This window comes from Bradyrhizobium sp. Mp27, assembly GCF_029953005.1.
GTDB lineage: Bacteria > Pseudomonadota > Alphaproteobacteria > Rhizobiales > Xanthobacteraceae > Bradyrhizobium > Bradyrhizobium barranii.
In genome coordinates, this window is record NZ_JASAUS010000010.1 from 42,573 (window position 1) to 67,155 (window position 24,583).

Sequence of the window (24,583 nt, forward strand, 5' to 3'; positions counted from 1 at the left end):
CTTCAAGTCGCTGCGATTTAGCTTTAACTTGCGGCATGCAGCTCAAGCCTTTGTCGCGCTTGATTTTCGCCTGCCGAGAGGCGAGGTTGCCGGCCGCCGGGATCGACCCGGCGCAGGCTCGGACGTTGGAGGATGATGTGGCAAATCAGGTACAGGATCTGACCCCGGACGAGGTCTCCAAGGGTGTCGCGGAAGGGCGCTATCTCCTCGTCGACGTGCGCGAGCCGAACGAGGTCGAGGCCGAGGCCTATCCCTATGGCGTCGTCGTGCCGCTCTCGACCTTCGATCCCAAGGCGATCCCCGATCCCCAGGGCAAGGAGGTCGTGTTCGCCTGCCGCTCCGGAAAACGCTCGGTGACGGCCTCGCTCGCGGCGCAGGCCGCGGGCCTGCCTTACGACAAGCATCTGGCCGGTGGCATGCTCGGCTGGAAGGCGGCGGGTCTTCCCAGCAAGGTCGGTGGCTGACCTCGCGATGACGACCAAGAGCTCCTCGCTGAACAAGGTCTTCTCCGACCTTCCCGTCACCATTTTCGAGGCGATGTCGCAGGCCGCCCGCGACAACAACGCCATCAATCTCGGCCAGGGCTTTCCCGACGATCCCGGGCCTGAGGACATCCGCCGCGCCGCGGCCGATGCCTCGTTGAACGGCTACAATCAGTACCCCTCGATGATGGGCCTGCCGGAGCTGCGCCAGGCGATCGCGACCCATTACGGCCACTGGCACGGCCTCAAGCTCGATCCGATGAGCGAGGTGATGGTGACCTCCGGCGGCACCGAGGCGCTGACCTCGGCGATCCTCGCGGTGGTCCAGCCCGGCGACGAGGTGGTCTGCTTCCAGCCGGTCTATGATTCCTACCTGCCGATCATCCGCCAGGCCGGCGGCATTCCGCGGCTCGTCCGCCTCGAGCCGCCGCACTGGCGGCTCAATGAGGACATGCTGAAAAGCGTCTTCAATTCAAAGACCAAGGCGGTGCTCTTCAACAATCCCCTGAATCCCTCCGCGGTGGTCTATCCGCGCGAGGACCTCGAGCTGCTTGCCCGCTACTGCCAGGAGTTCGACGTCATCGCGATTTGCGACGAGGTCTGGGAGCACGTCACGTTCGACGAGCACAAGCACATCCCCCTGATCACCATCCCCGGCATGCGCGATCGCACCATAAAGGTCGGCTCGGCCGGCAAGATCTTCTCGCTGACCGGCTGGAAGATCGGCTTCGTCTGCGCCGCGCCGCCGCTGCTGCGGGTGGCAGCCAAGGTGCACCAGTTCCTGACCTTCACCACCGCACCGAACCTCCAGGCCGCCGTCGCCTATGGGCTCGGCAAGTCCGACGACTACTTCCTGTCGATGCGCAAGGACCTGACGCGAAGCAGGGACCGCCTGACCAGGGGACTGGAGAGCCTCGGCTTCCCCGTGCTGAGGTCGCAGGGCACCTACTTCCTCACCGTCGACCTGTCGCCGCTCGGGCTCAACGAGAGCGATACCGAGTTCTGCTGGCGGATCGTGAAAGACTACAAGGTCGCGGCGATCCCGGTGTCGGCCTTCTACGAGCAGGACGCGGTGACCTCCGTGGTCCGCTTCTGCTTTGCCAAGAAGGACGAGACTCTCGACACCGCACTGGAGCGGTTGTCGGACGCGGTGCGCGGTCGCAAGAGGTAGGAAAGATGACGAACGTCGGCCGCTCCAGGCTTTGCCTTGGTTTTGCAATCGCCGCGGCGCTGACGTTGCTTTCCGCCCCCGCAGGGGCCGAGGAGCGGGTCGTCAACTTCTACAACTGGTCCAACTACATGGCGCCTGATGTTCTTGAGGCCTTCACCAAGGAGACCGGCATCAAGGTGGTCTACGACACGTTCGATGCCAACGAGACGCTGGAGACGCGCCTGATGGCCGGTAAGTCCGGCTACGACGTCGTGGTGCCCACGGCCTATTTCCTCCAGCGCCAGATCAAGGCCAACATCTTCCAGAAGCTCGACAAGTCGAAGCTGCCGAACCTCGCCAATGCGTGGGGCGTGGTGACCGAGCGCCTCGGCATTTACGACCCCGGCAATGTCTACGCCGCCAACTACATGTGGGGCACGACGGGCATCGGCTACAACGTCGCCAAGCTGAAGCAGATCCTCGGGGCCGACGCGAAGATCGACAGCTGGGACATCGTCTTCAAGCCGGAGAATTTGGCGAAGTTTAAGGACTGCGGCGTCCACATGCTCGACTCCGCCGACGACATCTTTCCGGCGGCGCTGAACTATCTCGGGCTCGATCCGAACTCGACCAGGCAGGCGGACCTGGAGAAGGCCGCCGACATCGTCGCCAAGGTCCGCCCCTCGGTGCGAAAATTTCACTCGTCCGAATATCTGAGCGCGCTCGCCACCGGCGAGATCTGCTTCGTGGTCGGCTGGTCCGGCGACATCATGCAGGCCCGCGCCCGCGCGGCCGAAGCCAAGAGCGGGGTCGAGATCGGCTACACTATTCCGAAGGAGGGCGCGCAGATGTTCTTCGACAATCTCGCGATCCCCGCGGACGCCAAGAACGTCAAGGAGGCCTACGAGCTGATCAACTATCTCTACCGCCCGGACGTCGCGGCCAAGAATTCGGACTTCCTGTCCTACGCCAACGGCAACCTCGCCAGCCAGAAGCTGGTCGACCCGAAGATCCTGAACGACAAGAACATCTATCCGGACGAGGCGACGCTGGCAAAACTGTTCGTCATCACGGCGCGTGAGCCTGCGACGCAGCGGGTGATCAATCGGCTGTGGACCAAGGTGAAGACGGGAAGGTAATAGCGCCCGTCATTGCGAGGAGCGAAGCGACGAAGCAATCCAGACTGTTTCCGCGGAAGGATTCTGGATTGCTTCGCTCCGCTCGCAATGACGGAGCAAGATCAGCGCCACCTTCTGTGGAGCCACAACCATTGCTCGGGATGCTCGCGCACCCAGCCTTCCACCACGCTTGTGATCGCCTGCGTCGTGCCCTGGATGTCGATCTTGCCGTCGGCATCGCGCACCGGCGGGATCTCCTCAGTCAGCTCGCCGCGGAAACGGTTGCCGGGCAGGCGGATGATGCGGACGCCGTGGATCGGGCATTCGACCTGACGCAGCAGGCGGGCCAGCATCGGATTGGCGCGGGTCTTGCGGCCGAAGAAGGTGACCTCGACGCCGCCGGTCAGATACTGGTCGATCAGCATGGCGACGTGCTTGCCGTCCTTCAGCGCCTGCGCGAGCCGCAACGGCGCATCGCGCCCCGCAGGGATCAGCGTGCCCATGTTGACCTGGCGCATCTCCTGGATGATGCGATCGGCAGAGGCGATGTTCGGCCGGCGATAGAGGATCGCAGTGTCCAGCCCATGCGCGACGGCGGCGAGCGCCGGCAGTTCCCAGTTGGCGAGATGGGCAGCGAAGATCAGCGCGGGCTTGCCGTCGTCGCGGATCTGGTCGAACAGCTCGATGCCGCGCGCCGGCAATTCGATCTTGCTCTTTTCCGGATGATCGCGGTCGTAATCCCAGACCTGGTCCATATGGGCGAATTCGGCGCCGACGCGGCCGAGATTGTCCCACACGCCCATCAGGATCTGTTCGATCTCTTCCGGTGACTTCTCGGGAAACGCCGCGGTGAGATTGGCGCGGCCGATGCGGTGCTCGCGCAGGCGCGGGCCGATTGTCTTCACCACGCGGGAGAAGAAGTCCGAGGTCTTGGCCGGATCGAAATAGCGCGTGGTGCGCAGCATGCCGACAGTGGCGGCCCCGATCAGGCTTCCGCCGAGCGATTTGCCAGCCTCCCGCGCGCGGGCCTTGATGCTCGCAGGTAACAGCGCCATGCGTCCGGTCAGGCCGGTTCGCGGGTCAGGATCAGCGAGGCGTTCTGGCCGCCGAAGCCGAACGAGTTCGACATCACCGCGGTGACGCGGGCGTCGCGCGCCGTGTTGCCGACGACGTCGAACAGGATCGTGGGATCCGGATTGTCGTAGTTGATCGTCGGCGGGATGCGCTGATGCTCGAGGGTGAGCAGCGAGAAGATCGCCTCCACCGCGCCGGCGGCGGAGATGGTGTGGCCGACCATCGACTTGTTGGAGGTGACCGGAATCTTCTGCGCGAGCTCGCCGAACACGGCCGACGTCGTGTTGAATTCCATCTTGTCGTTTTCGGGCGTCGCGGTGCCGTGCGCGTTGATGTGGTCGATCTGGTCCGGCGTCATGCCGGCATCGGCCAGCGTCTTGTTCATGCAGCCGATGATCGGCTTGCCGTCGGGCGAAGAGCGGGTGCGGTGGAAGGAATCGGTGAGCTCGCCGCAGCCGGCGATCACGCCGAGGATTTTTGCGCCGCGCGCGGTAGCGGCCTCGTAGCTCTCCAGGACGAGCGCGCCAGCGCCCTCGGCCATGACGAAACCGTCGCGGTTCTTGGAGAAGGGGCGGGAGGCCGCCTGCGGCGGATCGTTCTGGGTCGACAGCGCCGAGAGTAGCGAGAAACGCACGAGAGCTTCGGGGTTTACGGTGCCGTCGGTTGCCACGCACAGCGCGGCATCGGTCTCGCCGCGGCGGATCGCCTCGACGCCGAGCTGGATCGAGGTCGCGCCGGAGGCGCAGGCCGTCGACAGCGAGATCGGCGAGCCCTTGGTGCCAAAGGTCTCGGCGAGATATGCGGCCACCGAGCCGAACATGAAGCGGTGGTGATAGGCGCTGTACTTGCCACCGCCGGAGATGCGCAGCAGATCGTCATAGGTGATATCCTGCGCGCCGACGGCGCGGCCGAGCTCACGGCGCTGCGGCCACTCGACTTCGACCGGTGCAACCGCAAGGAAGAGCGGACCGGGGAAATCGGCCTTGGCGCCGATGCCGGCCTGCGCGAGCGCTTCCTGCGTGACGAGCTCAGCCATCCGCTCGGACAGGCCGGTGGAGGAGAACGGATCGACGCTGACGAAATCGACCGTGCCGGCCATCGTCGTCCTCAGGCCGTCGACCGGAAAGCGCGTGATGGTGCGGATGCCGGATTCGCCGGCCACGAGCTTCGCCCAATTGTCGGCCTTGCCGTTGCCGAGCGAGGTCATGATGCCCATGCCGGTGACGACGACGACGGGACGCCCGAGTTTGTCGCGTGGTGCAGTCATGTCGATCCCCCGATTCAGCTAGAGCATCCGCCAAAGCGCGACGCGCTTCAGCTTACGGCCTCGACCAGAGCCATGCCCTCGCCGCGCCAGTGTCCGGCCCCCACCACCACAATCTGGGTGGGCGCGCCCTGCATTTCAATCTCGGTCCCGGTGGAATCGTTCGGCGGGAACAGCGCACCGCGCGAGATCGACAGCGCCGCGAGCGCGATGCCGAGCGGGAATTGCGTTTCCATGGTGTGGCCGAACATCGTGCCGGTCGAACGCACCGGGAAGTCAGCATGGCCCTTCAGGAAGCCGCGCTCCTCTGACGTCGCGGGCTCCACGCCGGTCGCGCCCGATATGATCGCGCCCTTGCCCTCGCGCCTGGGCAGCTTTTCCCAAAGCTTCTCCAGCGTCGCCGCCATGTCGCCGGGCTGCTTGCGCCGGGCGAGGTCGGCAACGACGCTCGACAGCTTTGCGAACGGCTTTGCGCCGCGCGCTTCCGCGTGCGCCTTCGATTCCAGCACCAGGAACGCGCCGGCAGATCCCAACGCGAAACCGGGGTGATCCTTGCGCGCCCACACCGGAGCAAACTTGTCCTTAAGATTGAAGTCGCCGAATTCGTAGAGGACCATCAGGTCCTTGCGCTCGCCATTGTGGGAGCCGCCGATCAGCGCGATGTCGCTCTCGCCCGAGGCGATGCGCGCGAGCGCAATGCGCGCCGCATCGGCACCCGCGACCTCTTCGCCCATGAAAGTGCGCGAGGTGCCGCCGAGACCGTGCACGATGGCGATGTTGCCGGCGAGCAGGTTCGAGAGCTGGGCGAGGAACAGCGTCGGCCTGAGATCGCTCATCAGCCGTTCGTTGAGGAAGCCCGGCGCATTGGCGCCCTTGACCTCGGCCGTGAGCACGCCGGAGTCGACATTGAGGTCGCGCTCGCCGCCGCCGGCGGCCACCACCATGTCGATCTTCGACAGGATGTCCTTGTTGCCCTTGATCCCGGCGGAATCGAGCGCAAGGCCCGCGGCATAGGTGCCGATGCGCTGCCAGGCTTCCATCTGGCGCTGGTCGCCCTTCTTCGGGATCTGGCTGTCGAAGCTAACAGGCATCAGGGGATGCACGATGCAGGGCGCAAAGCCCTTTTCGTCGACATTGATGCGCTTGTCCTGAAGCGCGGCCCAGTTGGCGTCCAGGCCTTCGCCAAGCGAGGTGGCAAGGCCAATGCCGGTGATCCAGACTTCCGTCTGGCCGGGCTTCGAAGCAGTGTCAGTCATGGCGATCCGGCCTGTTGCGGGAAGCCGACGCGTTTGGCGACCGCGTCCATGAAGCCGCGCATATCCGCATTGGGGAAGGGGATCTGCGTGAAGGTGAGCGTCGAATTCGCGCGCAGCTTGCCGCCGACCCGGATCTTCGCGTCGGTCACCGCATAGCCCGAGCCCTGATGCGACAGGGTCGCCTCGATGGTCATGAGATCGCCGGGGAAGACCGAGCCGCGGACCTTGGCCTCCTTGACGGCCGCCAGGATCGGCATGCGCTCGAACTTGAGCACGCCGAGCTGAAGCCAGCCCGAGGCCTGGGCCATCGATTCGATCAGGAGCACGCCGGGCATCAGGGGATAGCCCGGGAAGTGCCCCTCGAAGATCGTGCTCTCCTTGGGGACCAGGGCTTCGACGACAATCGTCTTCGCGTCGACATTGAGGTCGACGACGCGATCGATCATGTGGAAGTATTCGAGTTGCATGACCGCGCGCTTAGGCGCTCGCGCCCTTGGCCGCAACCAGTTCGTCGATGCGGGCGCACAGATTTTTCAGCACGAAATACTGCTCGGTGGTCGCCTTGCCGTCGTTGACCTCCTGGGTCCACTTTTCCAGCGGCAGCTTGATGCCGAACTGCTTGTCGATCGCGAACGCGATGTCCAGGAAATCGAGGCTGTCGATGCCGAGGTCATCGATGGCGTGGCTATCCGGCGTGATCGTGTCGCGCGGGATGTCGCAGGTTTCAGCGATGATCGTAGCGACCTGATCGAATGTGGAGGACATCACTAAGCCTTTGATATATTGCTGATATTTGTCTGAAGTTCCAGAGTGGAACGGTGGGTGGGCATCGCGCCCCGATGACGCCCTCAAACCCCCCTCTGGCCGGGTCGAAAGCCCGTATATCGGAGCGCCGCCCTGAGTTCAATGGAGCCGGGCGGCCCCGGCGACAGGGCTGGGGATGCCGTCGGCGGGCCTTTTGACCCGGGGGGTGCCTAGATATGGGGCGTCGTGATCTTGGCGCAGTCGCGGCGGCCCATCAGCACGCAATCCTGGGTGCGGCGCAGGTCGGCAATGCTCACCGCGAGCCAGATCCCGATTGCGGTCAGCGCGATGGTGAAGGCGAGCGCCGCAATATTGGCGAGCATGCGGTGGCGGAAATTGTCCGGTTCCGGCCGGGGTTTCTCATAGCGCGATAGGTCAAGCGGCTCGGGCGCGACGCGCAACGGCTGCACCGTGCCGCTGCCCCGTTGGGCCGGCGGGGGAGACGCGTTGCGCGGCCTGAACTGGAGCACCCGGTGCTCGTCATCCGAGCTGATGGGCCGCTGTGTTTTCATGGTGAGGGGATCACTCCGAAGCAGCGGTTTTTAGATAGCATACGTCGTGAATGCCTTGCAGAAAATCTTCTCAACGCGCACGTGCATTGCGCTTTCGCACTATCTTGCATGGCATATTTCCGGAGCGGCTCGCGAGCGAACGCGGCGCCGGCTGTCAGGTCGGTGACAGGAAGCGGAGGTTGCGTTGCAGCAACAACCCCGAAGCACGCATCGCCGACTCTCGTGAACATCTGCTTGTGATCTCCGCGGCCGGATCGAACGCATTTTGCCGCCGCGGGGCCCGTGGCATAATCAAGGGAACTGGACCACCGGTTGCAACCATGTGAGGGGCCTTCATCATGACCACCACCAACGCGCGCGAACCGAGAGTGCATCCGGTGCCGATCCTGTCGCTCCGGCCGACGCAGATGACGGTCGGCATGCGCGAGGTCAAGGAGAAGCGCAAGCGCTGGCGCGAGCACGGCAAGAAGAAGCAGGCCGACCTGCTCGGCAATCACATGATCCCCGTCGTCTACGGACCGGACCAGCGCTACTACGTGATCGACCATCATCATCTCGGCCGTGCATTGCACGACGAGGGCGTCAAGGAAGTGCTGGTGACCGTGGTCGGTGACCTCAGAATGGTCGAGCGCGAGGCTTTCTGGGGCGTGATGGACAACAAGCGCTGGGTCTACCCTTACGATTCCAAGGGTGAGCGGCGGCCGTTCCGCGATCTGCCGAGATCGGTTGTCGATCTCAAGGACGATCCGTTCCGAAGCCTTGCCGGCGAGCTCCGCCGCATGGGCGGCTTCGCCAAGGATACCACGCCGTTCTCGGAATTCCTGTGGGCCGACTTTCTGCGCCGTAAACTGACGCGCAAGGCAGTCGATGCCAATTTCGATAAGGCGCTCGAGAAGGCCCTGTCCGCGGCCAAGAGCAAGGACGCTATCTATCTGCCCGGCTGGTGCGGGCCGGCGGATGACGATTAGGCGTCACCGCTCACATCAGTCGCGCTGAAAGATCTTGGCGCCGGGGTAGACGCGCCGGGCGTAGCTCACGACCAGCGCGCGGTCCTGGGTTGCCAGGAAGGGCGTTCGGATCTGGCACGAGCCGACGACGAGATGCCATAGACCATTGAGCTCCCGGATGACGACGTTCATTTGAGCAATCCTCGATGACTCCGCATTTCTGCGGATACAGCTTATCGCGGCAGTCTTGCGATGCATGATCGTGATCGCCGGCGTGACATTCCCGGTACCGCTCGCGACCGTCGCAAGACAACGACGATGATTGTTAGTTGGTTACGGCGCGGCGGCCCGAGAAGCCGGATCTCATCACAGCCGCTTGAGCGAAGTCATTTTCCGCAGGGATGAAACCGTCCTGAAACAGAGCCGCCCCATCTCTGTGGGGCAGTCGAGCTCACACAGGAGGCCAAAATGCGCCGTCTGGTTTTCGTAATCGCCTTGCTCGCAGTCGCCACAGCAGGAATCTCGGCATCGTTTGCCGCAGTTCGCCACGCGAAGACGCTGACATTCTCCGAGCGCTTTGCTCCGGCGCTCGAGTTGATGGCGCAGCGCTAGCTACGTAGCGCCTCGCGGTCGCAGCTACGCACCGGTGGGACGATCACTTCTGGTGCTGCGGGCCAGGTGAGGACAGAAGGCGTTCGATCTCGGCGGCTGCCTCGCCGTCGCGCGCCTTCTGCAACAATGTGTGGCGTTCGGTGCCGGCTGGCAGCTTCTTGGCCGCGGCGCGGGCGTTCCGTGTGAACTTGTTCAGGCGCTCCTGGAGTGGCAGGGTCGGTCGCGTGCGGTTGCGCTTCTTGGTCATGGCTGCACCTTATCCCGCGCAAAGCCAACCATGGGAAGGCGAGTGGCGTCCTTAACTTTTGTTGGAACCGGGGACGTGGATCGCGGGTTTTTCATTGCAGCGGCGCCTCGGCGCCAGGGATTGCAATACAGATCCCACCTCATACCAACCGGAGCTAGCTCGCGTGCCTAGCGATACGATCCGTGCTGCGCTTGTCAGGCGTTTGCGTACATCTTCAGGCATCTCGGACGACGACGTGAAGGAGATCGAGGCGCTCCCAATTGCGGTTCGTCAATATCCGGCGGATACGCCCGTGGTGCGCGACGGCGAGCGCGCAACCAATTGCTGCCTGATCGCAGACGGCTTCTGTGCGCGTTCCAAGACGATTTCAAGCGGCAGGCGTCAGATCCTCTCCATCCACATCCCCGGCGAGATCCCCGACCTGATGAGCCTGTTCCTGCACGTGATGGACCACGACCTTTCGACGCTGGCGCCGTGCACGCTCGGCTTCATCAGTCACGAAACGCTGCGAAAATTGCACCAGCGCAGTCCAAGCGTTGCCGAGATGTTCTGGCGGGACACGCTGATCGACGCCGCCATGTTTCGCGAATGGATCGTCAATGTCGGCCAGCGTCCCGCGCCCGCAAGGCTTGCCCATGTCATGATCGAGCTGCGCGAACGCCTCCGGGTCATCGGGCGTCTTGACGGCAACAGCTTCGAGATGCCGCTGACCCAGGAGCAGATCGGCGAAGCCCTGGGAATCACCGGGGTGCACGCCAACCGCGTGATCAAGCAGTTGCGGCAGGAGGGCATCGTCGAGCTGCACCGCGGCCGCGTCACGGTGCTGGACGAGCGGAAATTTCTGGACCTTGCGGATTTCGACGGCCGTTACCTGCATCAGTCGCCGACGCTTTGAGGCGCGCAGGCGACTTGACCTACCGCAAATTCGTATCGGTGCAGGGCGCTATGGTTCGTCGGCATGATTGCCGAACCGGTGTTGCCTGAATGTCGAGGGCGCAGGTGGCTTCGAGTCATGCTGACCCGGAGGCATCACCGTGAGCGCAATCTTTCGCATTCTCTTCGTCGTTGCCGGTGCCATCACCGCGCTGTTCGTCGCGCGCGATGCCCTGAATTTCACGATCATCCAGACCTTCGTTGCCGTTCTGCTCGTCACCGCCATCGTCGGTGTCGGAAGCTTCTGGAGCCAACGACGGAAAACGTGACGGATGTGAGAGCCGCGTGCTGGCGCAGCCGGCTAGGTCCGCGGCGGCGCGTCCGGAGACGTCTCCGCGGTGTGCGCATCCTGCTTGCCGCCGAGCATGCGGTGCAACCGTCGCTCGATGTGGCGGCCCACCGTCAGCAGCACGAAGGCGAGCGCCAGCGCGACGGCGACGATCTTCCACTGTCCGGCGCCGCAGACGATGCCGATGCAGGCCGCGAGAAAGGTGCAGGCGGCGCTGGTCAGCCCGCGGACGCGAAATCCCATGCTCTGATGCACGATGACGCCGGCACCGAGAAAGCCGATGCCGGTGAGGATGCCCTGGATGACGCGGCTGGCGGCATCGGCGACCTTGGTTGGCTCGGCGAGCTGCAGGGCGAGCAGAACCACGGTCGCCGTGGAGAGCCCGACGATGCCGAGCGTCTTCAGCCCGATCGGCTTGCCGTGCAGGTCGCGGTCGAGGCCGATCGCGCCGGCGGCGACGGTCGCGGCACCGAGACGAGCAAGGATTTCGGGCCAGTCGAGCTCCGTCATTTTTTCGGCAAGCGCCCCATAAGGTAAAACTCCTCGTTCGGCTTCATGCCGGTGAAGTTTGCCAGCCGATTGGACAGCGCGAAGAAGGCGGAGATCGCGGCGATGTCCCAGATGTCGTCGTCGCTGAAGCCGTGCGGTGCAAGCGTCGCGAAGTCCTCGTCGGAGACGCGCTGCGCGTCGGCCGAGACCATCATCGCGAAATCGAGCATCGCCTTTTGCCGCGGCGTGATGTCGGCCTTGCGGTAGTTCACGGCGATCTGGTCGGCGATCACAGGGTTCTTGGCGCGAATGCGCAGGATCGCGCCGTGCGCGATCACGCAATACTGGCACTGGTTGGCCGCCGAGGTCGCGACCACGATCATCTCGCGTTCGGCCTTGGTGAGGCCGCCGTCCTTCTCCATCAGCGCGTCGTGATAGGCGAAGAACGCGCGGAACTCGTCGGGCCGGTAGGCCAGCGTCAGGAACACGTTCGGCACGAAGCCGCTCTTCTCCTGCACGGCGAGCAGGCGCGTGCGGATGTCGTCGGGGAGCGTGTCGAGGGCGGGTGCGGGGAAGCGTTGTGAAGGAGGAGGGGACATGACGATGTTCCGGATGGGGCTCTCGGGGAAACGCGGAACATAGTCGATCGCAGTCATTCGCGCAAAGCGCTTGCGCGGACTACATCCTGGCTGGTGCAGACAGAGCCGAGGCTCTCAAAGGGTCTTCAAATATTCGAGGAGTGCCTTCTTTTCGTCGTCGCTCAAGCGCGTGCCATAGTCATGCCCGCATCGGCTGTTTCCTGAATTAAGGTCATTGCAATCGGTGACTGGACGAGTTGGCCCCTCCTGTGTGACGTCAAGACCAACATTCTTGGTGTCGTATCTGGCGCCAACTTTGAATTGTGACGTACGCTTCGCAGGCGGTACGAGCAATTCCGCCAATGTCGGCACCGAGCCGTTGTGCAAGTAAGGCGCCGCGGCCCAAATTCCCTCCAACACGCGAGCTTCATACTCGCCTCTGTTGAGGGTGCGCTCAAGAAGCGTCCCAGGTTCGATCGTCAGGCTTTCTGGCTGGTTCGGAGGTTGCGCGCTGCTGGGCGGCGCGATGGACGCCTTGACCGGAGCCGGTGACAGAGAGAGGGATGTGGAGGGCGCCTTTTGGGCGTTGGGAGGCAACGAGGAGCCAAAGCCGTCACCGGAGCCGACGTCGCTCCCCAGATACAGCTTATTGTCGAGGATCGCTCCGGCGACTGCGCTGAACATCATGTGGGCGGCATAATCCTCCTCCTCGAGGTGCCTGGCGATCAACGGGATACCTGCTCCCTTCAGCGCGCCGGTCTTCACCGTCCAACCAAGCTCGTCGAATTGACGTGTGTCGGTGCCGACGTTCTGAACCGGCGTCACCCACGTCGTAACAAACAGGTCGCGCAGGGCACGGACTTCCTTCTTCTCGTGACACCCCTTGCTGCACTGCCTCTCGAAGATTTTTTGACCGTCTTTAGCCAGCTTCGAGTCGATAGGCGGCCATTCTGACGGCCATTTTGGCGGGCCCATCTTCAGGACCAACTCCTCGAGTCTTTTCAGTCCATCGAAGTTGATGGAGTTGGCATAGTCGAAGAAGGGGCCGAACGAGCGCCGCTTTGGTTCGAAGTTGGCGAATGCCAGAGCCTGCCCGGTGTTCCGGGCAAGTGCGAAAATGCGATTTCCATTCAACACAAAACCGGCCCAATCGGTTTGGTTTTGCATCGGTGTATTCCACAGGAAAGGATAGCGCACCGGAGCGTCGCCAATCTTCATGTTTTCCGGGATCAAGAAATCAGGCGGTGGCCCAACGTCGGTGCCGGATATGCGGTTGAAGATGATCCCGATGGCGTCCAGCCGCCCAGGTCCCCAGCCGACTGGCGGGAATGTACCGGCCACGAATGCATGAACGCGCCGGTGCCATGCATCAACCCTCCGACGTAGTTCGGCAACATCGGCAGCAGAAGGTGTCGCAGGTTCGGAGACGGCCGCAGCAAATGCAGCGAATGCCGTCTCGCTGGCGGTTGCGTCTCCTACCGCCTTGGCCAGGTCGCTCAGGAACTCCTGGAAATCCATAAAGGCTGGACCGCCATCGATGCGGTACGTCTTGCCCCCCACTTCAACCTGCCGCGTGTGACACGCGGAGCAAGTTATCCTGACCATCTGGGAGTCTGCGGGACCTGTGGTGTGGAGGCCGACGGGGAGCTTGGCCTTATTGTCCGGATTTGGGAGAAAGCCGTATCGGGTCAGGCCATCCGAGAGGAACGGTTGTCCGTCCTTCGTTTTCAATGCACGTAGCCAGGTGAGGTTGATTAAGCGGGAGCCTTGGTCGCGCGTGTAGTAGTCAGCCCTGTCTTCCGCTGTCCAATTCGGGCCTTGGTCGACATATATTGGATCACCAAGAGCGGCCTCTATTCCCAAACCGGCCGCGACAAGGAGCGCAAAGCGAATGAGGAAAGCGACACGACGCATCGCATGACCCTCCATAAACTACAAATGAACCACCCGTTTTCTCGAAACCAGAATCTGTGGAGTTATGCGCAGCTGGGCAAGACGCAGCTCGCCCGGTAGCGTCGAGAGCTGTCACAAATAGCCGCCGGATGCTCGAGATTGTACTTCTTGGCAAAGTCCCGTCAAGGTCGTTGCTCCGAGCCGAAGCTCCGGATTGCATGCCACGCCCGTTGAGCGCGGCGAGCCCGCGACACGGGTCCCGGTGAACTGGCGTGTCTCGACACGAGCGGCCTTGCTAAACCGCGAGCCGGGATCCGTCCCAGGCAATAATGCCAAACTGATCGCAAATCGCGTGCATCTCGGCGAGGTCCTCAACGACGCGGGCGGTGCCAGGCTTCGCCTCGGCGAGCAGTCGCGCCCTCAAACCGAGACATTCGACAATCAGCCATGGATTCCTGATGGTCCTGGCGATGGAAAGAGCAGCATCCAAGGCGCTCAGGCCACGTTCGGATTTCCCGTCCCGAACGAGAGCCTCAGCGTAACCCGCATAGAGAAGGCAGAGCTCGATCTGGCCTGTCCGCAGATGCGTGCCGCTCTCCATACAAGCGTCTATCAGGTCGACGGCCTGATGCGCCTGGCCTGTTCGTGCCAGAGCGGTCGCCATTGCTCCGGTCAGGTTGGCCTTGCTGGCATCGTAGCCGTTACGTTCGACGATCTCCCTTGCAATCGACAAGCACTCCACAGCCTGGTCATCTCGATGGAGCATGAGGAGATTTCGTCCCATCGTAATGCGGGCGAGCACTTGCCCGTATGAATCCTGTTCACGAACTGCGATCTCCAATGCGCGCGATGCGAATCCGAGCGCCTCCGCATATTGACCTGTTGCATTCATGAACCAGCTCCTGAAAGCCAAAACCGTGCATTTTGGACCGGCCGGTGTCCCGAGGCGGGCAGTCTCGAGTTCTCCTGTGAGCATTTCATTCAGTTCGTCCATCGCCGCAATCGCGCGATGGACATGGCCCATGCTGTGCAACACATTTGCCATGATGGTCTGATTTGAAAATATGAGTGCGGTCGATTTCAGCGCTCGAGCCGTTCTCAATCCCTCGCTCGTTATTTGCAGCCCTTCTTCATACCGGCCCTCAAACCAGTAGACCATCCCGAGTTGCGACTGGACGCTGCACACGTGAGCAATCCTGCCTTGGCGCCGCGCCAGCTCCAACGTTCGCGGCAAATGCATATTTACTTTTTTGAATTCGCCGAGTTGCAGCATCGAAGCGAAGCTCATTCGACCGAAGTCGACATATTTTTCTTCGGCGGCTTCCCCAAGACGCTCGATGAGCTTGAGCGCCCGGTCGTATATCAAACTGAGCGATGAGGCTGCCGCGTTCCGGCGCGCTTCGACGGCAGCCTCCCAGAGATAGCCAAGTGCAGCATCAGCATCTCCGGCTTCCTCTGCATGAAAGGCCAACTGTTCGTAACGACCATCCAGATTCGGGTAACGCCGAATGATCGCCTGGACAGCGGCCTGGTGGATTTCCAGACGCCGGCCACGCGGTATCGTGTTTGCACAGGCCTCGGCGATGATCTGATGCCGGAAACGCACGGAATTACCCGCAAGCGGATGGACAAAAGCAAATCGGGCAAGCTCGAACAACGCAGTCAGCAGCTCGCCTACGTCCACGCCGAGCACCGTCGTAGCCAATTGGATTTCTACCTCCTGTCCCAGCAGGCTGAGCGTCTGCACGAATGCCTTCAACTTCGGAGAAAGTCGTTGCAGCCGCGCATGAATCACGGACTCGACGCTCTGAGGCAGCGAATGTTCGCTCGTTGCGTTCGTCGCGTCCGCCGAACGCAGGAACTCTTCCAATACGAAGGGGACGCCGTCGGCGCGATCGATTGCTCTCGCAAACACGGTCGGGGATCGAGTTTTCGGCCACAATTGGCGTCCCAAAGCCTCCATGCAGGCCCGCGACAGCGGTTGTAGATGAACGAGCGAGTCCGCAATCTCCATGGACTGGTCTGATGATTCCGGACGTCCGGTCAGCAATATGCAAAGCGGCTGTGGGGTACTTGCGCGTGCGAGCAATTTCAGGAAATGGCGGCTTTCCGGGTCGATCCACTGGAGGTCTTCGATCAGCAAGAGAGTTGGCCTATCAAGCGCCAATGCGAGGAAGGCATTGACAAGTGCACGTGCAATTTGCGTTTGCGTATTGTCGGTCAATCGTTGGCGAGAGGACGCTTTTCCAGCGATGAATAGGGCTTCGAGCTTTCTGCGATCGCCTGCCTCGATGTGCAGTTCCGCGAGAGCCTCGCGAATATGTGCATCCGAAGATGAGCTGTTCGCAGCGAGCATGTCGCCCACCAGGGTGCGGGCGGCGGCGAATGCGGTGGCTCGTTTCTGTACGCCGCCATAAAAGACGCAGCATCTCACGTCGGATGTCAGTGCCTCGGTCATGACGGCTGTCGCAAGGCGGCTCTTGCCGATACCTGGTTCGCCCAGCAGCGTGACGGAGCAGCTTTTGCCGCCCGGGCGCGGGAGGAGCTCCCGAAGCGCCGCAAGTTCGTCGACCCGATTCACGATCGGATTTTGATAGCGGCTGGCGATTTCGTTGTGATCGACATCGTCCGGCCGGGCATTCAGCGTGTAGGCCTCGATGACCCGATCGGCGATTCCCGAAGTCGTCTTGTGCGCCGTAAGGCCGAGTGGCGATCGGCACAGCTTTGCGGTTTCGGCGCTAACCCTGATCTCGCCTGCCGCTGCTTCCTGCTGCAGCTTGGCGGCAACGTGCACGGTCGCTCCGGCAACGTCGAAGCGGGCGATGGCATTTTTGCCGCCTATGCGTAAGCCGACCAGGCCGGAGTGAAGTCCGACGCGAAAATTGACCGGATCTCCCCTGGGGCCGGTCGACTGGCTATGACTCTGAATGTCCCAGGCTGCGATGCACGCACGATCCGCATGATCCTCATATGCGGTTGGCCAGCCGAATATGGCAATGCCACCGTCTCCCGCATAGTGGACAATCTGTCCCCCGAGACGCTCCACGGAGCTGCGGATGTGATCCAGCCACTGGTCCAAAAACGCTTGAGCTTCATCGGGGTCGCAAGCCGCGATGTGGCGAGTTGAACCCACCATGTCGACGGCGAGCACCGTTATGATGTTACGATCCGCAATATTGGCACCGCCCACGGACATCCTCGCGCCCCGCGTGCTCAAACCGGCTCCAAAAGGCAACGGTAGCACGAAGGACAAGCCTTGGGCTATCCGCGAGACGCGGCCTTGAGCCGGGATATCCGGGGCATTCCCCGTCTCTCACGACTGTCCGCTGTTCGGGAAATTCCAGAGGCGATCGTGATTGAATCGAGGGGCAGCGGCGTACTGGATGCCCCGGTCAAGCCGGGGCATGACAGCGGAATTTGCCGAAGCGGTGTCCGTTCTTTACCGCAGTGGCTTCTTCAGCAGCGAGAAGCGATCCGGGTCCAGCCCCATCGAGGGCTGCAGCATCGGCGCTTCGGCGGTCGCGAGCGTCTTTGCGGGCGGCTGCGAGAACACCGGGTCGTTCGGCACGTCGCGCTGCGAGGTGGCGCCGCGCCAGCGCTCGAGCACGGCACCGACGAAATGCATGTCGTGACCGGAGGTGACGGACGGCACGCTTGAGATGGTGGCTTCGCCGCGCGGCAATTGGTGCGGCGGCACCTCCTTGAAGCGCAGGCGGGTCGGCAGTGCGACGCCTTCGCCGAACGCCAGCACCTCGCGGGTGCCGAGCGATGGCACGAAGGACAGCAGGTTCGCGGCCGCGTCCGACACCGCGGCGCGCAGCAGCGCCTGGTCGCGCTCGTTGGCCAGACGCATCGTGAACAGCGTGTTGCACTGGGAGATAATGGTGGCGTCGAGTTCGGCCGGACGCTGGGTGATGAGGCCGAGATAGACGCCGTATTTGCGGCCTTCCTTGGCGATGCGCGACACCGCCTTGCGGGTCGGCCCGAAGCCGACATTGCGGTCGGCCGAGGCATAGCGGTGCGCCTCTTCGCAGACGAACAGCATCGGCGACACGCCGTCGCTCCACAGGCCGAAGTCGAAGGCCATGCGGCACAGCACCGAGACGACGGAATCGATGACCTCGGCCGGGAAGCCGGCGAGCTGCATCACCGTCATCGGCTTGCCGTTGGCGGGCAGGCGGAACAGATGGCTGATCACCTCGGCCATGGTGTCGCCGCCGACATTGGCGTTGTCGAACATGAAGGCGTAGCGCGGGTCGTTGCGGACGGCCTCGATGCGCGAGATCAGCTTGTGATAGATGATGCGCGAGGAGCGGTTCTCCAGCTTGCCCATGCGCTCGTCGATCAGCGAGATCAAATCGACCAGGCGGTACGGCACCGGCGTGTCGACGGTGAAGCCGACCTGCTTGGGATCGATGCGCTTCAGGCCGAGCCGATCGGTGTTCTGGTACTGGGTGTAGATGCCCTTGGCGATCGGGATCACCTCGGCGAGGACGTCGAGCTCCTCCGGCACGCCGGCGCGGCCGCCGAACAGCACGTCGACGATCTCTTCGAAGTTGAACAGCCAGAACGGCAGCTTCAGGTTCCGCGGGTTGAGCACCAGCGCGCGGTCGCCGAAGCAGCGGCCATATTCGTTGTGAACGTCGAGCAGGAAGATGCGCAGGTTCGGGCGTGATTTCAGGATCTCGTTGAGCAGCAGCGACACGCCGGTGGATTTGCCGACGCCGGTCGATCCCAGCACCGCGAAATGCTTGGAGAGCATTTCCTCGACGTCGACATAGGCGACGACGGAGCGGTCCTGCTGGAGGAAGCCGACATTGATCTGGTCCGATCCGGTCGGCGCGTAGATCGTGCGCAGCTCCTGGCTCGTGATCAGGTCGACGGAATCGCCGATGGTCGGATAGTTGGTGACGCCGCGCTGGAACTTGGCCTTGTCGGCGGCATTGTGGATTTCGCCGAGCAGGTCGACCGACGCGATGGCGATGTAGTCGGAGCTCGAGAGGTTCTCGCAGGACACCTCGGTGATCATGGCGACGATCACCGAGCTGGCGCAGCGGATGCTGACGAAACGGCCGACGGTGGCCCGAATTTCCGAGACCGGCATCTGGCTTGCCGCCAGCAGCCCGACCCGGGCGAGCGATCCGCGTACCGAAATCACGCGTCCAAAGGATGTCACGATGAATGAACCTGGCATGAGCAAGGGGTTTAACCCTGACTATGCGTGCCGCGGCTGGACAAACGGTTAAACGGCAGGCGTGGGGGCTTTGTTAAATCTGCGACAATTCGGTTGAGAGATTTGCTCCTAATGCATACTTGCGGGCGGAATCGGTAGGGGAATGCCGCTTTTCTAGGCCGATAGGCCCGACAGCGCTTAAGGAAGATTTTACCATTCGGCCAGTCGGTCCGCCGTTCGGGGATGGAGGTCATCCCGGCTGGCGCGTCACTCGATCCGGGCGGCCATGTTTTGATTTGTTGACGGGACCTAATCATTTGTACATTAGTACAAATGAACCTGCGGCCTGGATGCCGCCCCCGTACGCTCGAGCGCGTTTGCAGCCTTGCGTCCGGTTGCGCGATCCGGTCCGGCGGATCGCAGCCACGCCTGGAGGAAAGTATGCAGCCCGAACCGATTCTCGATCTTGCTCATCTCGGCCACATGGAGCTGCTGACGCCGAAGCCCGACGAGAGCCTGAAATTCTTCGTCGACGTCATGGGCATGACCGTGAGCGGGCAGAAGGGCGAGTCGGTTTACCTGCGCGGCTGGGACGATTACGAGCGCTATTCGCTCAAGCTCACGGCGTCGAAGACATCAGGCATGGAGCATATGGCGCTGCGCGCGCGCAGCCAGCAGGCGCTGGAGCGCCGCGTCGCCGCGCTCAAAGGCTCCGGCTTCGACATCGGCTGGATCGACGGCGACATGGGGCAGGGGCCGACCTTCCGCTGCCGCGACCCTGATGGCCATATCGTCGAGCTCTATTACGAGACCGAATGGTACCAGGCGCCGCCCGAGCTGAAGCCGGCGCTGAAGAACCAGGCGCAGCGTTTTCCGGCGCGCGGCGTCAACGTCCGCCGCCTCGATCACCTCAACTGCCTCGCCGTGGACATCAAGGCCAACCGCGAGTTCTTCGAGAACTATCTCGGCTGCCGCCTCACCGAGCAGATCGTGCTCAACGACGGGCGGGAAGCGGCGATGTGGCTGACGATGTCGAACAAGAGCTACGACTTCGCCTATTCGCTCGACCACTCCGGCACGCCCGGCCGCTTCCACCATGTCACCTACGCGCTCGACAGCCGCGAGGAGATTTTGCGCGCCGCCGATATTTTCCTGGAGAACGGCGTGCACATCGAGACCGGCCCGCACAAGCACGCGATCCAGCAGACCTTCTTCCTCTATGTCTACGAGCCCGGCGGCAACCGCGTCGAGGTCGCCAACGCCGGCGCGCGCCTCATCCTCGCGCCCGACTGGAAGCCGATCGTGTGGACCGAGGAGGAGCGCAAGAAGGGGCAGGCGTGGGGATTGAAGACCATCGAGTCGTTCCACACCCACGGCACCCCGCCGGTGGAGACGAAGAAGCACGGCTAGAGTTGTACCTCTGACGTTTCACTCGGCGTCATTCCGGGGCGCCGCGAAGCGGCGAGCTATGATGCGCAATTGCGCATCTGAGAATCCATAACCCCGGCTAGTGATTATGGATTCCGGGCTCCCTCGCTGCGCTCGAGCCCCGGAATGACGGAACGTCTAGTGCACCGACGATCGCACCCGCGCGATCGTCTCTCGGACGCCGGTCCAGGCCGGCTTGTCCGGTGCGAACTGCTGGCGCAGGAAGCTGACGAGCTCTTCGACCTGCGCATCGCTCATGCTGTTCTTGAACGCGGGCATGTAGCCGAGGTCGCTGGAGACGGGCTCATTGATGCCGTGCAGGACGACCTGCACGAGATTGTCCGATGTCGCGCTGTGCAGATTGCTGTTGAGCGCGAGCGAGGGCCGAGTTCCGAACAGCGGCAGGCCGCCGACCTCGTGGCAGACGGCGCAGGCGCCCTGATAGAGCCGCGCGCCGGTGGAAGGCGCAACCGTGACCCGCGTTGAGCTTTCAAGCTTTGCGGCAAGTGCATCCTGGCCCCGCGTATCGATCGCGGTGTCATTGAACGAGTTGAGATAGACCGCCATCGCGCGGATGTCGGGGTCGGGCAGGGCCTTGAGGTCTCTGATGATCGGCGCCATCGGGCCGGCCGCGACGCCGTGATAGCGCGAATGGCCGGTGCGCAAATACGCGAACAGCTCGTCCTCGCTCCACGGGATCGGCGCGCGTGAAAGCGAGGTCAGCGCCGGCGCTTCCCAGCCTTCGGCAAATCCGCCCGCGAGATAGGCCTCGCGTTGCTCCGCACCGAGTGCGTTGCGCGGCGAATGACACGCGCTGCAATGGCCGAGGCTCTCGACGAGATAGGCGCCGCGATTCCATTGCTCTGATTTGGCGCGATCAGGCTTGAACTCTTGCGTGTGGTGGAACAGCGCGTTCCAGCCCGCAAGCAGCGGGCGGAGGTTGAACGGGAAGGCGAGCGCATTCGCCGGCGCCGTGGCGCGAACCGAAGGCCGGCTCATCAGGTAGGCGTAGAGCGCCTGCATATCGGCGTCGCTGGTCTTGGCGAAATGGGTGTAGGGGAAGGCGGGGTAGAGCTGCCGTCCGTCGCGGTGCAGCCCGTCGCGCGTCGCGCGCTCGAAGGCGGGATAGGACCAAGCGCCGATGCCGGTCTCGGCGTCAGGCGTGATGTTGGTTGAGTAGATCGTGCCGAACGGCGTCTGGAGTGCGCGGCCGCCGGCGTTGAGCACGCCATTGAGGCTGGTGTGGCACTCCGCGCAATTGCCGAGTGCTGCGAGTTGCTCTCCGCGCGCGATCGTCGCCGCGGAGTAGACCGAGGCATCAGGCCGTGCGATCGGCGCGATCGCGCGCCCGGGCAGGAGTGCTGCGCCGACGCCGATCGCGGCGGTGCAGACGGCCGCGATCGTCGCGAAGATGCCGGCGCGCTTGGCGAAGGGATTCTGCCAGATGCGAGATGGAGGCGGCGTAGCGGGTGCGGGCAGCGCCTGTGGTACAGGCGATGTCTCGGCGTGCAATCCCTTCAGGATGCGTTCCGGCGTGAACGGCGGCTCGCGGAAGCGCACGCCGGTGGCATCGAAGATCGCGTTGGCAATCGCCGCTGCGCTCGGCACCGACGCGGACTCGCCGACGCCGAGCGGCGGCTGGTCCGCGCGCGGCAGCATCAGCACGTCGATCGCACGTCGGGGAAGGGGATGATCGGATAGGCGCCCCATTCGCGCGCCGTCACCGCACCGCGCTCGAACGAGACCTCCTCCATCAGCGCGCGGCTGGTGGACTGGATGACGTTGCCGTGGATCTGGTGGCGCACGCCGTCCGGATTGATCATCAGGCCGGAATCCTGCCCGGCTACGACGCGCGTGACGCTGACATCGCCCGTCGCCTTGTTCACGGCAACGTCGGCAACCCAGGCCGACCACGCCGCGCCATAGCCGGGAAACTTGCTGTGGACATAGAGCGCATAGGCAAAGCCGCGCCCGTGCACGACCTCGCCGTCCTTTTCCTCGCGCGCGGGGCGCGGCGTCCAGCCCGCACGTTCGGCCACCGCATTGACGAGATCGACGGCGCGCTGGTCCTTCAGGTAACGCAGGCGGTATTCGATCGGATCGACACCGGCCTCGGTCGCGGCCTCGTCGATATAGGATTCATGCGCGAAGGTGTTCGGCAGGGCCGAGACACCGCGAAACCAGGAGGCGCGCACGATCGGCGCCATGTCATGGGCGACGACGCGCATGTGGTCGTAGTCGTAGGGCGGGATCGCGGTGCGGTCGCCCATCTGGAGCACCATGGGCTCCGGTGAAATCCGCCCCGTCAGCAGCAGCGCGAGCGTCGGCGCGGCATTCGAGGGATAGTGCGTGGCGAGATCGTAACCAGCGATGCCGCCGTCGGCGTCGAGCCCACCATTGACATCGATCAGCTGCGCGGTGCCCTTGGGCTCCCAGGCATGCTCCTGCTCGCGCGTCAGCTGCACGCGCACGGGCCGACCGACGGCGCGCGACAGCAGCAGCGCATCCGCGGTGACGTCATCGGCGCAGTTGCGGCCGTAGCAGCCGGCGGCCTCCAGGCGGATCACCTCGATCTCGCTTTCGGGACGTTCGATTAGCAGCGCAAGGTCGCTGCGCAGCACATGCGGGTTCTGCGTGCCCGACCAGACGCGGATGTTGCCGCCCTGGACATCGGCGACCGCGCAGGACGGCCCGATCGAGGCGTGCATCTGGTACGGCCACACATAAGTGCGCTGCATCGGCTTGGCCGCGCCTGATATCGCCTTATCGACGTCGCCCTTGTCGATCAGCGTGCGCGGCGTCGATGGATTGGCGCGCAGCGCGGTCTCGACGTCGGCAAGATCGGTCAGGCCGGGCGTCGGCTTCCAGCTCACCGCGAGCTGCTCCGCCGCGCGGATCGCGTTCTCCTCGCGCTCGGCGACCACGCCGACGAAATCGCCGATGCGCACGACGGCAATGATGCCGGGAATGTCGCGTACCGAGGACTCATCCACCGCGATCAGGCTGGTGCCGACGAACGGTCCGGCATCGACGCCGGCATAGGGCGGGCGCACCACGCGGCCGTGCAGCATGCCTGATAGCCGGATGTCGTGCACGAAGGTCAGCTCGCCCGTCGCCTTGGCGGGCAGGTCGACGCGCGGCGTCGACTGGCCGACGATGGTGTAGTCGCCAACGGGCTTGAGCGCGACGTCGTCGGCAAGTTCGAGGCGAATGGTCTCGCCGCCGATCAGTTCACCATAGCTGACGCTGCGGTTGTGCCCGCGCACGAGGCCGTCTTCGATCCTGAGGTCACTGGCCGGCAGCTCCAGCCGCTCGGCTGCGCGCGCGATCAGGAAGTGCCGCGCCTGGGCTGCGGCCTTGCGCAGGGGGACGGCGGTGATCTGGATGGTCTCGCTGGCGATCGTCGCGCCCTGGTTCGGCACCACGGCGGTATCGCCGAGCACCACGACGACGCGGGCAAAGGAGACGTCGAGCTCCTCGGCGACGATCTGGCCGAGTGCGGTGCGGATCCCGGTGCCGAGATCGACATGGCCGTTATAGGCCGTGACCGATCCATCCGCGGTGATGCGGACGAAGGTCTCGGATGTGATCTCGTCCACGGTGCGGACGACGACGAGCGAACCCGATTGCCGCTCAGCTCCGTTCGAAAGAGGGGAGGCCATCAATCAACGGCCTCAGTGATCTGGCCGGATGCGCGCATCACCGCGCGCAGGATCTCGACATGCGTGCCGCAGCGGCAGAGATTGTAGCGCAGCGCCGCCAGCGCCTCCTGCTCGGTCGGCCGCGGGTTGATGGCGAGCAACGCCTTGGTGGTCATGATCATGCCGTTGAGGCAATAGCCGCATTGCGCGGCCTGCTCGTCGATGAAGGCCTGCTGCACCACATCCGGCTTGTCGCGCGTGCCGAGCCCTTCGAGCGTCAGGATGTCGCGGCCTGCGCAGCCGCTGACGGGAATCACGCAGGAGCGTGCGGCCTGCCCGTCGATCAGGACAGTGCAGGTGCCGCATTCGCCCAAGCCGCAGCCATATTTCGGACCGTTGAGCGCGAGATCGTTGCGCAGCACATAGAGCAGCGGCGTCTGCGGCGCTGCCGTGACCTCGTGGATCCTGCCGTTCACGGTGAGGCGGATCGGTGTCTGCGTCATCCTCGTTCCCAAGCCCGTGGCCAATTGCTCGTCAAAACCTACGTCGCGACGATACCGTTTGTACACAAACGTGCAAGCCGCGCATGCCGCAGTGCAGCGCGACTGCCTTCTTTGTGGACAGAGCGGATAGGCAAATGGGGTTTTATGCGGCAGCCGCATCTTTTGCGCCGCACCGCCGCTTGACAGCCTT

Annotated in this window: 23 protein-coding genes and 1 pseudogene; 9 read left to right on the forward strand and 15 right to left on the reverse strand. The window is 63.6% G+C overall.

The features are described from left to right. Positions 1-137 precede the first annotated feature (137 nt). Genes QJT78_RS09120 through QJT78_RS09130 form a run of 3 tightly spaced genes read left to right on the forward strand, consistent with a single transcriptional unit; the run spans position 138 to position 2,771 of the window. Positions 138-464, forward strand: a complete 327-nt coding sequence (locus QJT78_RS09120; protein WP_008139644.1) for a rhodanese-like domain-containing protein — start codon at positions 138-140, stop codon at positions 462-464. 7 nt (positions 465-471) lie between these two features. Next, positions 472-1,653: an aminotransferase gene (locus QJT78_RS09125; RefSeq protein ID WP_281460216.1), complete on the forward strand. Its 1,182-nt coding sequence runs from the start codon at positions 472-474 to the stop codon at positions 1,651-1,653. Positions 1,654-1,658: 5 nt separating this feature from the next. Beyond that, positions 1,659-2,771 carry a polyamine ABC transporter substrate-binding protein gene (locus QJT78_RS09130; protein WP_028146682.1) on the forward strand — a complete coding sequence of 371 codons (1,113 nt, stop codon included), beginning with the start codon at positions 1,659-1,661 and terminating at the stop codon, positions 2,769-2,771. Positions 2,772-2,872: 101 nt separating this feature from the next. On the opposite strand, the gene QJT78_RS09135 is transcribed toward QJT78_RS09130, so the two are convergent. From QJT78_RS09135 to QJT78_RS09160, 6 genes are all read right to left on the reverse strand, one after another. Continuing rightward, a complete protein-coding gene (locus QJT78_RS09135) occupies positions 2,873-3,805 on the reverse strand; it encodes a lipid A biosynthesis lauroyl acyltransferase (RefSeq protein WP_028146681.1) in 933 nt (310 codons plus the stop codon). A gap of 8 nt (positions 3,806-3,813) precedes the next feature. Then, positions 3,814-5,091, reverse strand: coding sequence for a beta-ketoacyl-ACP synthase (locus tag QJT78_RS09140; RefSeq protein WP_028146680.1), 1,278 nt, complete (start codon positions 5,089-5,091; stop codon positions 3,814-3,816). Positions 5,092-5,138: 47 nt separating this feature from the next. After that, positions 5,139-6,344 carry a beta-ketoacyl-ACP synthase gene (locus QJT78_RS09145; protein ID WP_028146679.1) on the reverse strand — a complete coding sequence of 402 codons (1,206 nt, stop codon included), beginning with the start codon at positions 6,342-6,344 and terminating at the stop codon, positions 5,139-5,141. Continuing rightward, complete coding sequence (locus QJT78_RS09150; RefSeq protein ID WP_028146678.1) at positions 6,341-6,811, reverse strand: 3-hydroxyacyl-ACP dehydratase FabZ family protein; 471 nt, start codon at positions 6,809-6,811, stop codon at positions 6,341-6,343. Before QJT78_RS09150 ends, QJT78_RS09145 begins: the two co-directional genes overlap by 4 nt. Positions 6,812-6,821: 10 nt before the next feature. Continuing rightward, positions 6,822-7,109, reverse strand: coding sequence for an acyl carrier protein (locus tag QJT78_RS09155; protein WP_007592476.1), 288 nt, complete (start codon positions 7,107-7,109; stop codon positions 6,822-6,824). A gap of 209 nt (positions 7,110-7,318) precedes the next feature. Next, positions 7,319-7,660 carry a hypothetical protein gene (locus tag QJT78_RS09160; RefSeq protein WP_028146677.1) on the reverse strand — a complete coding sequence of 114 codons (342 nt, stop codon included), beginning with the start codon at positions 7,658-7,660 and terminating at the stop codon, positions 7,319-7,321. Between the two features lie 338 nt (positions 7,661-7,998). On the opposite strand from QJT78_RS09160, the gene QJT78_RS09165 reads away from it, so the two are divergent. Then, complete coding sequence (locus tag QJT78_RS09165) at positions 7,999-8,628, forward strand: ParB-like protein (RefSeq protein WP_028146676.1); 630 nt, start codon at positions 7,999-8,001, stop codon at positions 8,626-8,628. Between the two features lie 15 nt (positions 8,629-8,643). Here the strand turns inward: QJT78_RS09165 and QJT78_RS09170 are convergent, their stop codons facing one another. After that, entirely contained in the window at positions 8,644-8,799 is a 156-nt protein-coding gene (locus QJT78_RS09170) for a hypothetical protein (protein ID WP_193375912.1), read from the reverse strand. 276 nt (positions 8,800-9,075) lie between these two features. Between QJT78_RS09170 and QJT78_RS09175 the strand changes: the two genes are divergently transcribed. Next, positions 9,076-9,219 carry a hypothetical protein gene (locus tag QJT78_RS09175; protein WP_166094525.1) on the forward strand — a complete coding sequence of 48 codons (144 nt, stop codon included), beginning with the start codon at positions 9,076-9,078 and terminating at the stop codon, positions 9,217-9,219. Positions 9,220-9,262: 43 nt separating this feature from the next. Here the strand turns inward: QJT78_RS09175 and QJT78_RS09180 are convergent, their stop codons facing one another. Beyond that, a complete protein-coding gene (locus QJT78_RS09180; RefSeq protein ID WP_028146675.1) occupies positions 9,263-9,466 on the reverse strand; it encodes a hypothetical protein in 204 nt (67 codons plus the stop codon). Positions 9,467-9,629: 163 nt separating this feature from the next. Between QJT78_RS09180 and QJT78_RS09185 the strand changes: the two genes are divergently transcribed. Together QJT78_RS09185 and QJT78_RS09190 are read left to right on the forward strand one after the other, a co-directional pair. Continuing rightward, positions 9,630-10,361: a Crp/Fnr family transcriptional regulator gene (locus QJT78_RS09185; protein WP_038942396.1), complete on the forward strand. Its 732-nt coding sequence runs from the start codon at positions 9,630-9,632 to the stop codon at positions 10,359-10,361. 139 nt (positions 10,362-10,500) lie between these two features. Next, on the forward strand, positions 10,501-10,668 hold the full coding sequence (locus QJT78_RS09190; protein ID WP_193375911.1) for a hypothetical protein: 168 nt from the start codon (positions 10,501-10,503) through the stop codon (positions 10,666-10,668). 32 nt (positions 10,669-10,700) lie between these two features. Here QJT78_RS09190 and QJT78_RS09195 read toward each other — a convergent pair whose 3' ends face one another. From QJT78_RS09195 to QJT78_RS09215, 5 genes are all read right to left on the reverse strand, one after another. Next, entirely contained in the window at positions 10,701-11,198 is a 498-nt protein-coding gene (locus QJT78_RS09195) for an MgtC/SapB family protein (protein WP_038952598.1), read from the reverse strand. Beyond that, positions 11,195-11,776, reverse strand: a complete 582-nt coding sequence (locus QJT78_RS09200) for a peroxidase-related enzyme (RefSeq protein WP_038942394.1) — start codon at positions 11,774-11,776, stop codon at positions 11,195-11,197. The genes QJT78_RS09195 and QJT78_RS09200 overlap by 4 nt, the downstream gene beginning before the upstream one ends. A 114-nt stretch (positions 11,777-11,890) precedes the next feature. Then, positions 11,891-13,669: a di-heme-cytochrome C peroxidase gene (locus QJT78_RS09205; RefSeq protein WP_281460217.1), complete on the reverse strand. Its 1,779-nt coding sequence runs from the start codon at positions 13,667-13,669 to the stop codon at positions 11,891-11,893. Between the two features lie 274 nt (positions 13,670-13,943). After that, a complete protein-coding gene (locus QJT78_RS09210) occupies positions 13,944-16,838 on the reverse strand; it encodes an AAA family ATPase (protein ID WP_162136998.1) in 2,895 nt (964 codons plus the stop codon). Positions 16,839-17,087: 249 nt separating this feature from the next. Next, complete coding sequence (locus QJT78_RS09215) at positions 17,088-18,677, reverse strand: ATP-binding protein (RefSeq protein WP_224580704.1); 1,590 nt, start codon at positions 18,675-18,677, stop codon at positions 17,088-17,090. Between QJT78_RS09215 and QJT78_RS09220 the strand changes: the two genes are divergently transcribed. Together QJT78_RS09220 and QJT78_RS09225 are read left to right on the forward strand one after the other, a co-directional pair. Then, positions 18,676-18,894, forward strand: a complete 219-nt coding sequence (locus QJT78_RS09220) for a hypothetical protein (RefSeq protein WP_231144588.1) — start codon at positions 18,676-18,678, stop codon at positions 18,892-18,894. The two genes, QJT78_RS09215 and QJT78_RS09220, sit on opposite strands and share 2 nt — an antisense overlap. Positions 18,895-19,262: 368 nt before the next feature. Further along, a complete protein-coding gene (locus QJT78_RS09225; RefSeq protein ID WP_028146669.1) occupies positions 19,263-20,231 on the forward strand; it encodes a catechol 2,3-dioxygenase in 969 nt (322 codons plus the stop codon). Between the two features lie 156 nt (positions 20,232-20,387). Here the strand turns inward: QJT78_RS09225 and QJT78_RS09230 are convergent. Together QJT78_RS09230 and QJT78_RS09235 are read right to left on the reverse strand one after the other, a co-directional pair. Beyond that, positions 20,388-23,911: pseudogene (locus tag QJT78_RS09230) on the reverse strand (molybdopterin cofactor-binding domain-containing protein). Then, a complete protein-coding gene (locus QJT78_RS09235; protein WP_028146667.1) occupies positions 23,911-24,393 on the reverse strand; it encodes a (2Fe-2S)-binding protein in 483 nt (160 codons plus the stop codon). The pseudogene QJT78_RS09230 and the gene QJT78_RS09235 overlap by 1 nt, the downstream one beginning before the upstream one ends. Positions 24,394-24,583: the final 190 nt, after the last annotated feature.

Excerpts from the sequence above, each read along its gene's own strand:
- QJT78_RS09125 (WP_281460216.1), top strand. The coding sequence starts at position 472 with ATGACGACCAAGAGCTCCTCGCTGAACAAGGTCTTCTCCGACCTTCCC.
- QJT78_RS09130 (WP_028146682.1), top strand. The coding sequence starts at position 1,659 with ATGACGAACGTCGGCCGCTCCAGGCTTTGCCTTGGTTTTGCAATCGCC.
- QJT78_RS09135 (WP_028146681.1), bottom strand. The coding sequence starts at position 3,805 with ATGGCGCTGTTACCTGCGAGCATCAAGGCCCGCGCGCGGGAGGCTGGC.
- QJT78_RS09140 (WP_028146680.1), bottom strand. The coding sequence starts at position 5,091 with ATGACTGCACCACGCGACAAACTCGGGCGTCCCGTCGTCGTCGTCACC.
- QJT78_RS09145 (WP_028146679.1), bottom strand. The coding sequence starts at position 6,344 with ATGACTGACACTGCTTCGAAGCCCGGCCAGACGGAAGTCTGGATCACC.
- QJT78_RS09150 (WP_028146678.1), bottom strand. The coding sequence starts at position 6,811 with ATGCAACTCGAATACTTCCACATGATCGATCGCGTCGTCGACCTCAAT.
- QJT78_RS09155 (WP_007592476.1), bottom strand. The coding sequence starts at position 7,109 with ATGTCCTCCACATTCGATCAGGTCGCTACGATCATCGCTGAAACCTGC.
- QJT78_RS09160 (WP_028146677.1), bottom strand. The coding sequence starts at position 7,660 with ATGAAAACACAGCGGCCCATCAGCTCGGATGACGAGCACCGGGTGCTC.
- QJT78_RS09165 (WP_028146676.1), top strand. The coding sequence starts at position 7,999 with ATGACCACCACCAACGCGCGCGAACCGAGAGTGCATCCGGTGCCGATC.
- QJT78_RS09170 (WP_193375912.1), bottom strand. The coding sequence starts at position 8,799 with ATGAACGTCGTCATCCGGGAGCTCAATGGTCTATGGCATCTCGTCGTC.
- QJT78_RS09175 (WP_166094525.1), top strand. The coding sequence starts at position 9,076 with ATGCGCCGTCTGGTTTTCGTAATCGCCTTGCTCGCAGTCGCCACAGCA.
- QJT78_RS09180 (WP_028146675.1), bottom strand. The coding sequence starts at position 9,466 with ATGACCAAGAAGCGCAACCGCACGCGACCGACCCTGCCACTCCAGGAG.
- QJT78_RS09195 (WP_038952598.1), bottom strand. The coding sequence starts at position 11,198 with ATGACGGAGCTCGACTGGCCCGAAATCCTTGCTCGTCTCGGTGCCGCG.
- QJT78_RS09200 (WP_038942394.1), bottom strand. The coding sequence starts at position 11,776 with ATGTCCCCTCCTCCTTCACAACGCTTCCCCGCACCCGCCCTCGACACG.
- QJT78_RS09205 (WP_281460217.1), bottom strand. The coding sequence starts at position 13,669 with ATGCGTCGTGTCGCTTTCCTCATTCGCTTTGCGCTCCTTGTCGCGGCC.
- QJT78_RS09220 (WP_231144588.1), top strand. The coding sequence starts at position 18,676 with ATGGCGACGATCACCGAGCTGGCGCAGCGGATGCTGACGAAACGGCCG.
- QJT78_RS09215 (WP_224580704.1), bottom strand. The coding sequence starts at position 18,677 with ATGATCACCGAGGTGTCCTGCGAGAACCTCTCGAGCTCCGACTACATC.
- QJT78_RS09225 (WP_028146669.1), top strand. The coding sequence starts at position 19,263 with ATGCAGCCCGAACCGATTCTCGATCTTGCTCATCTCGGCCACATGGAG.
- QJT78_RS09235 (WP_028146667.1), bottom strand. The coding sequence starts at position 24,393 with ATGACGCAGACACCGATCCGCCTCACCGTGAACGGCAGGATCCACGAG.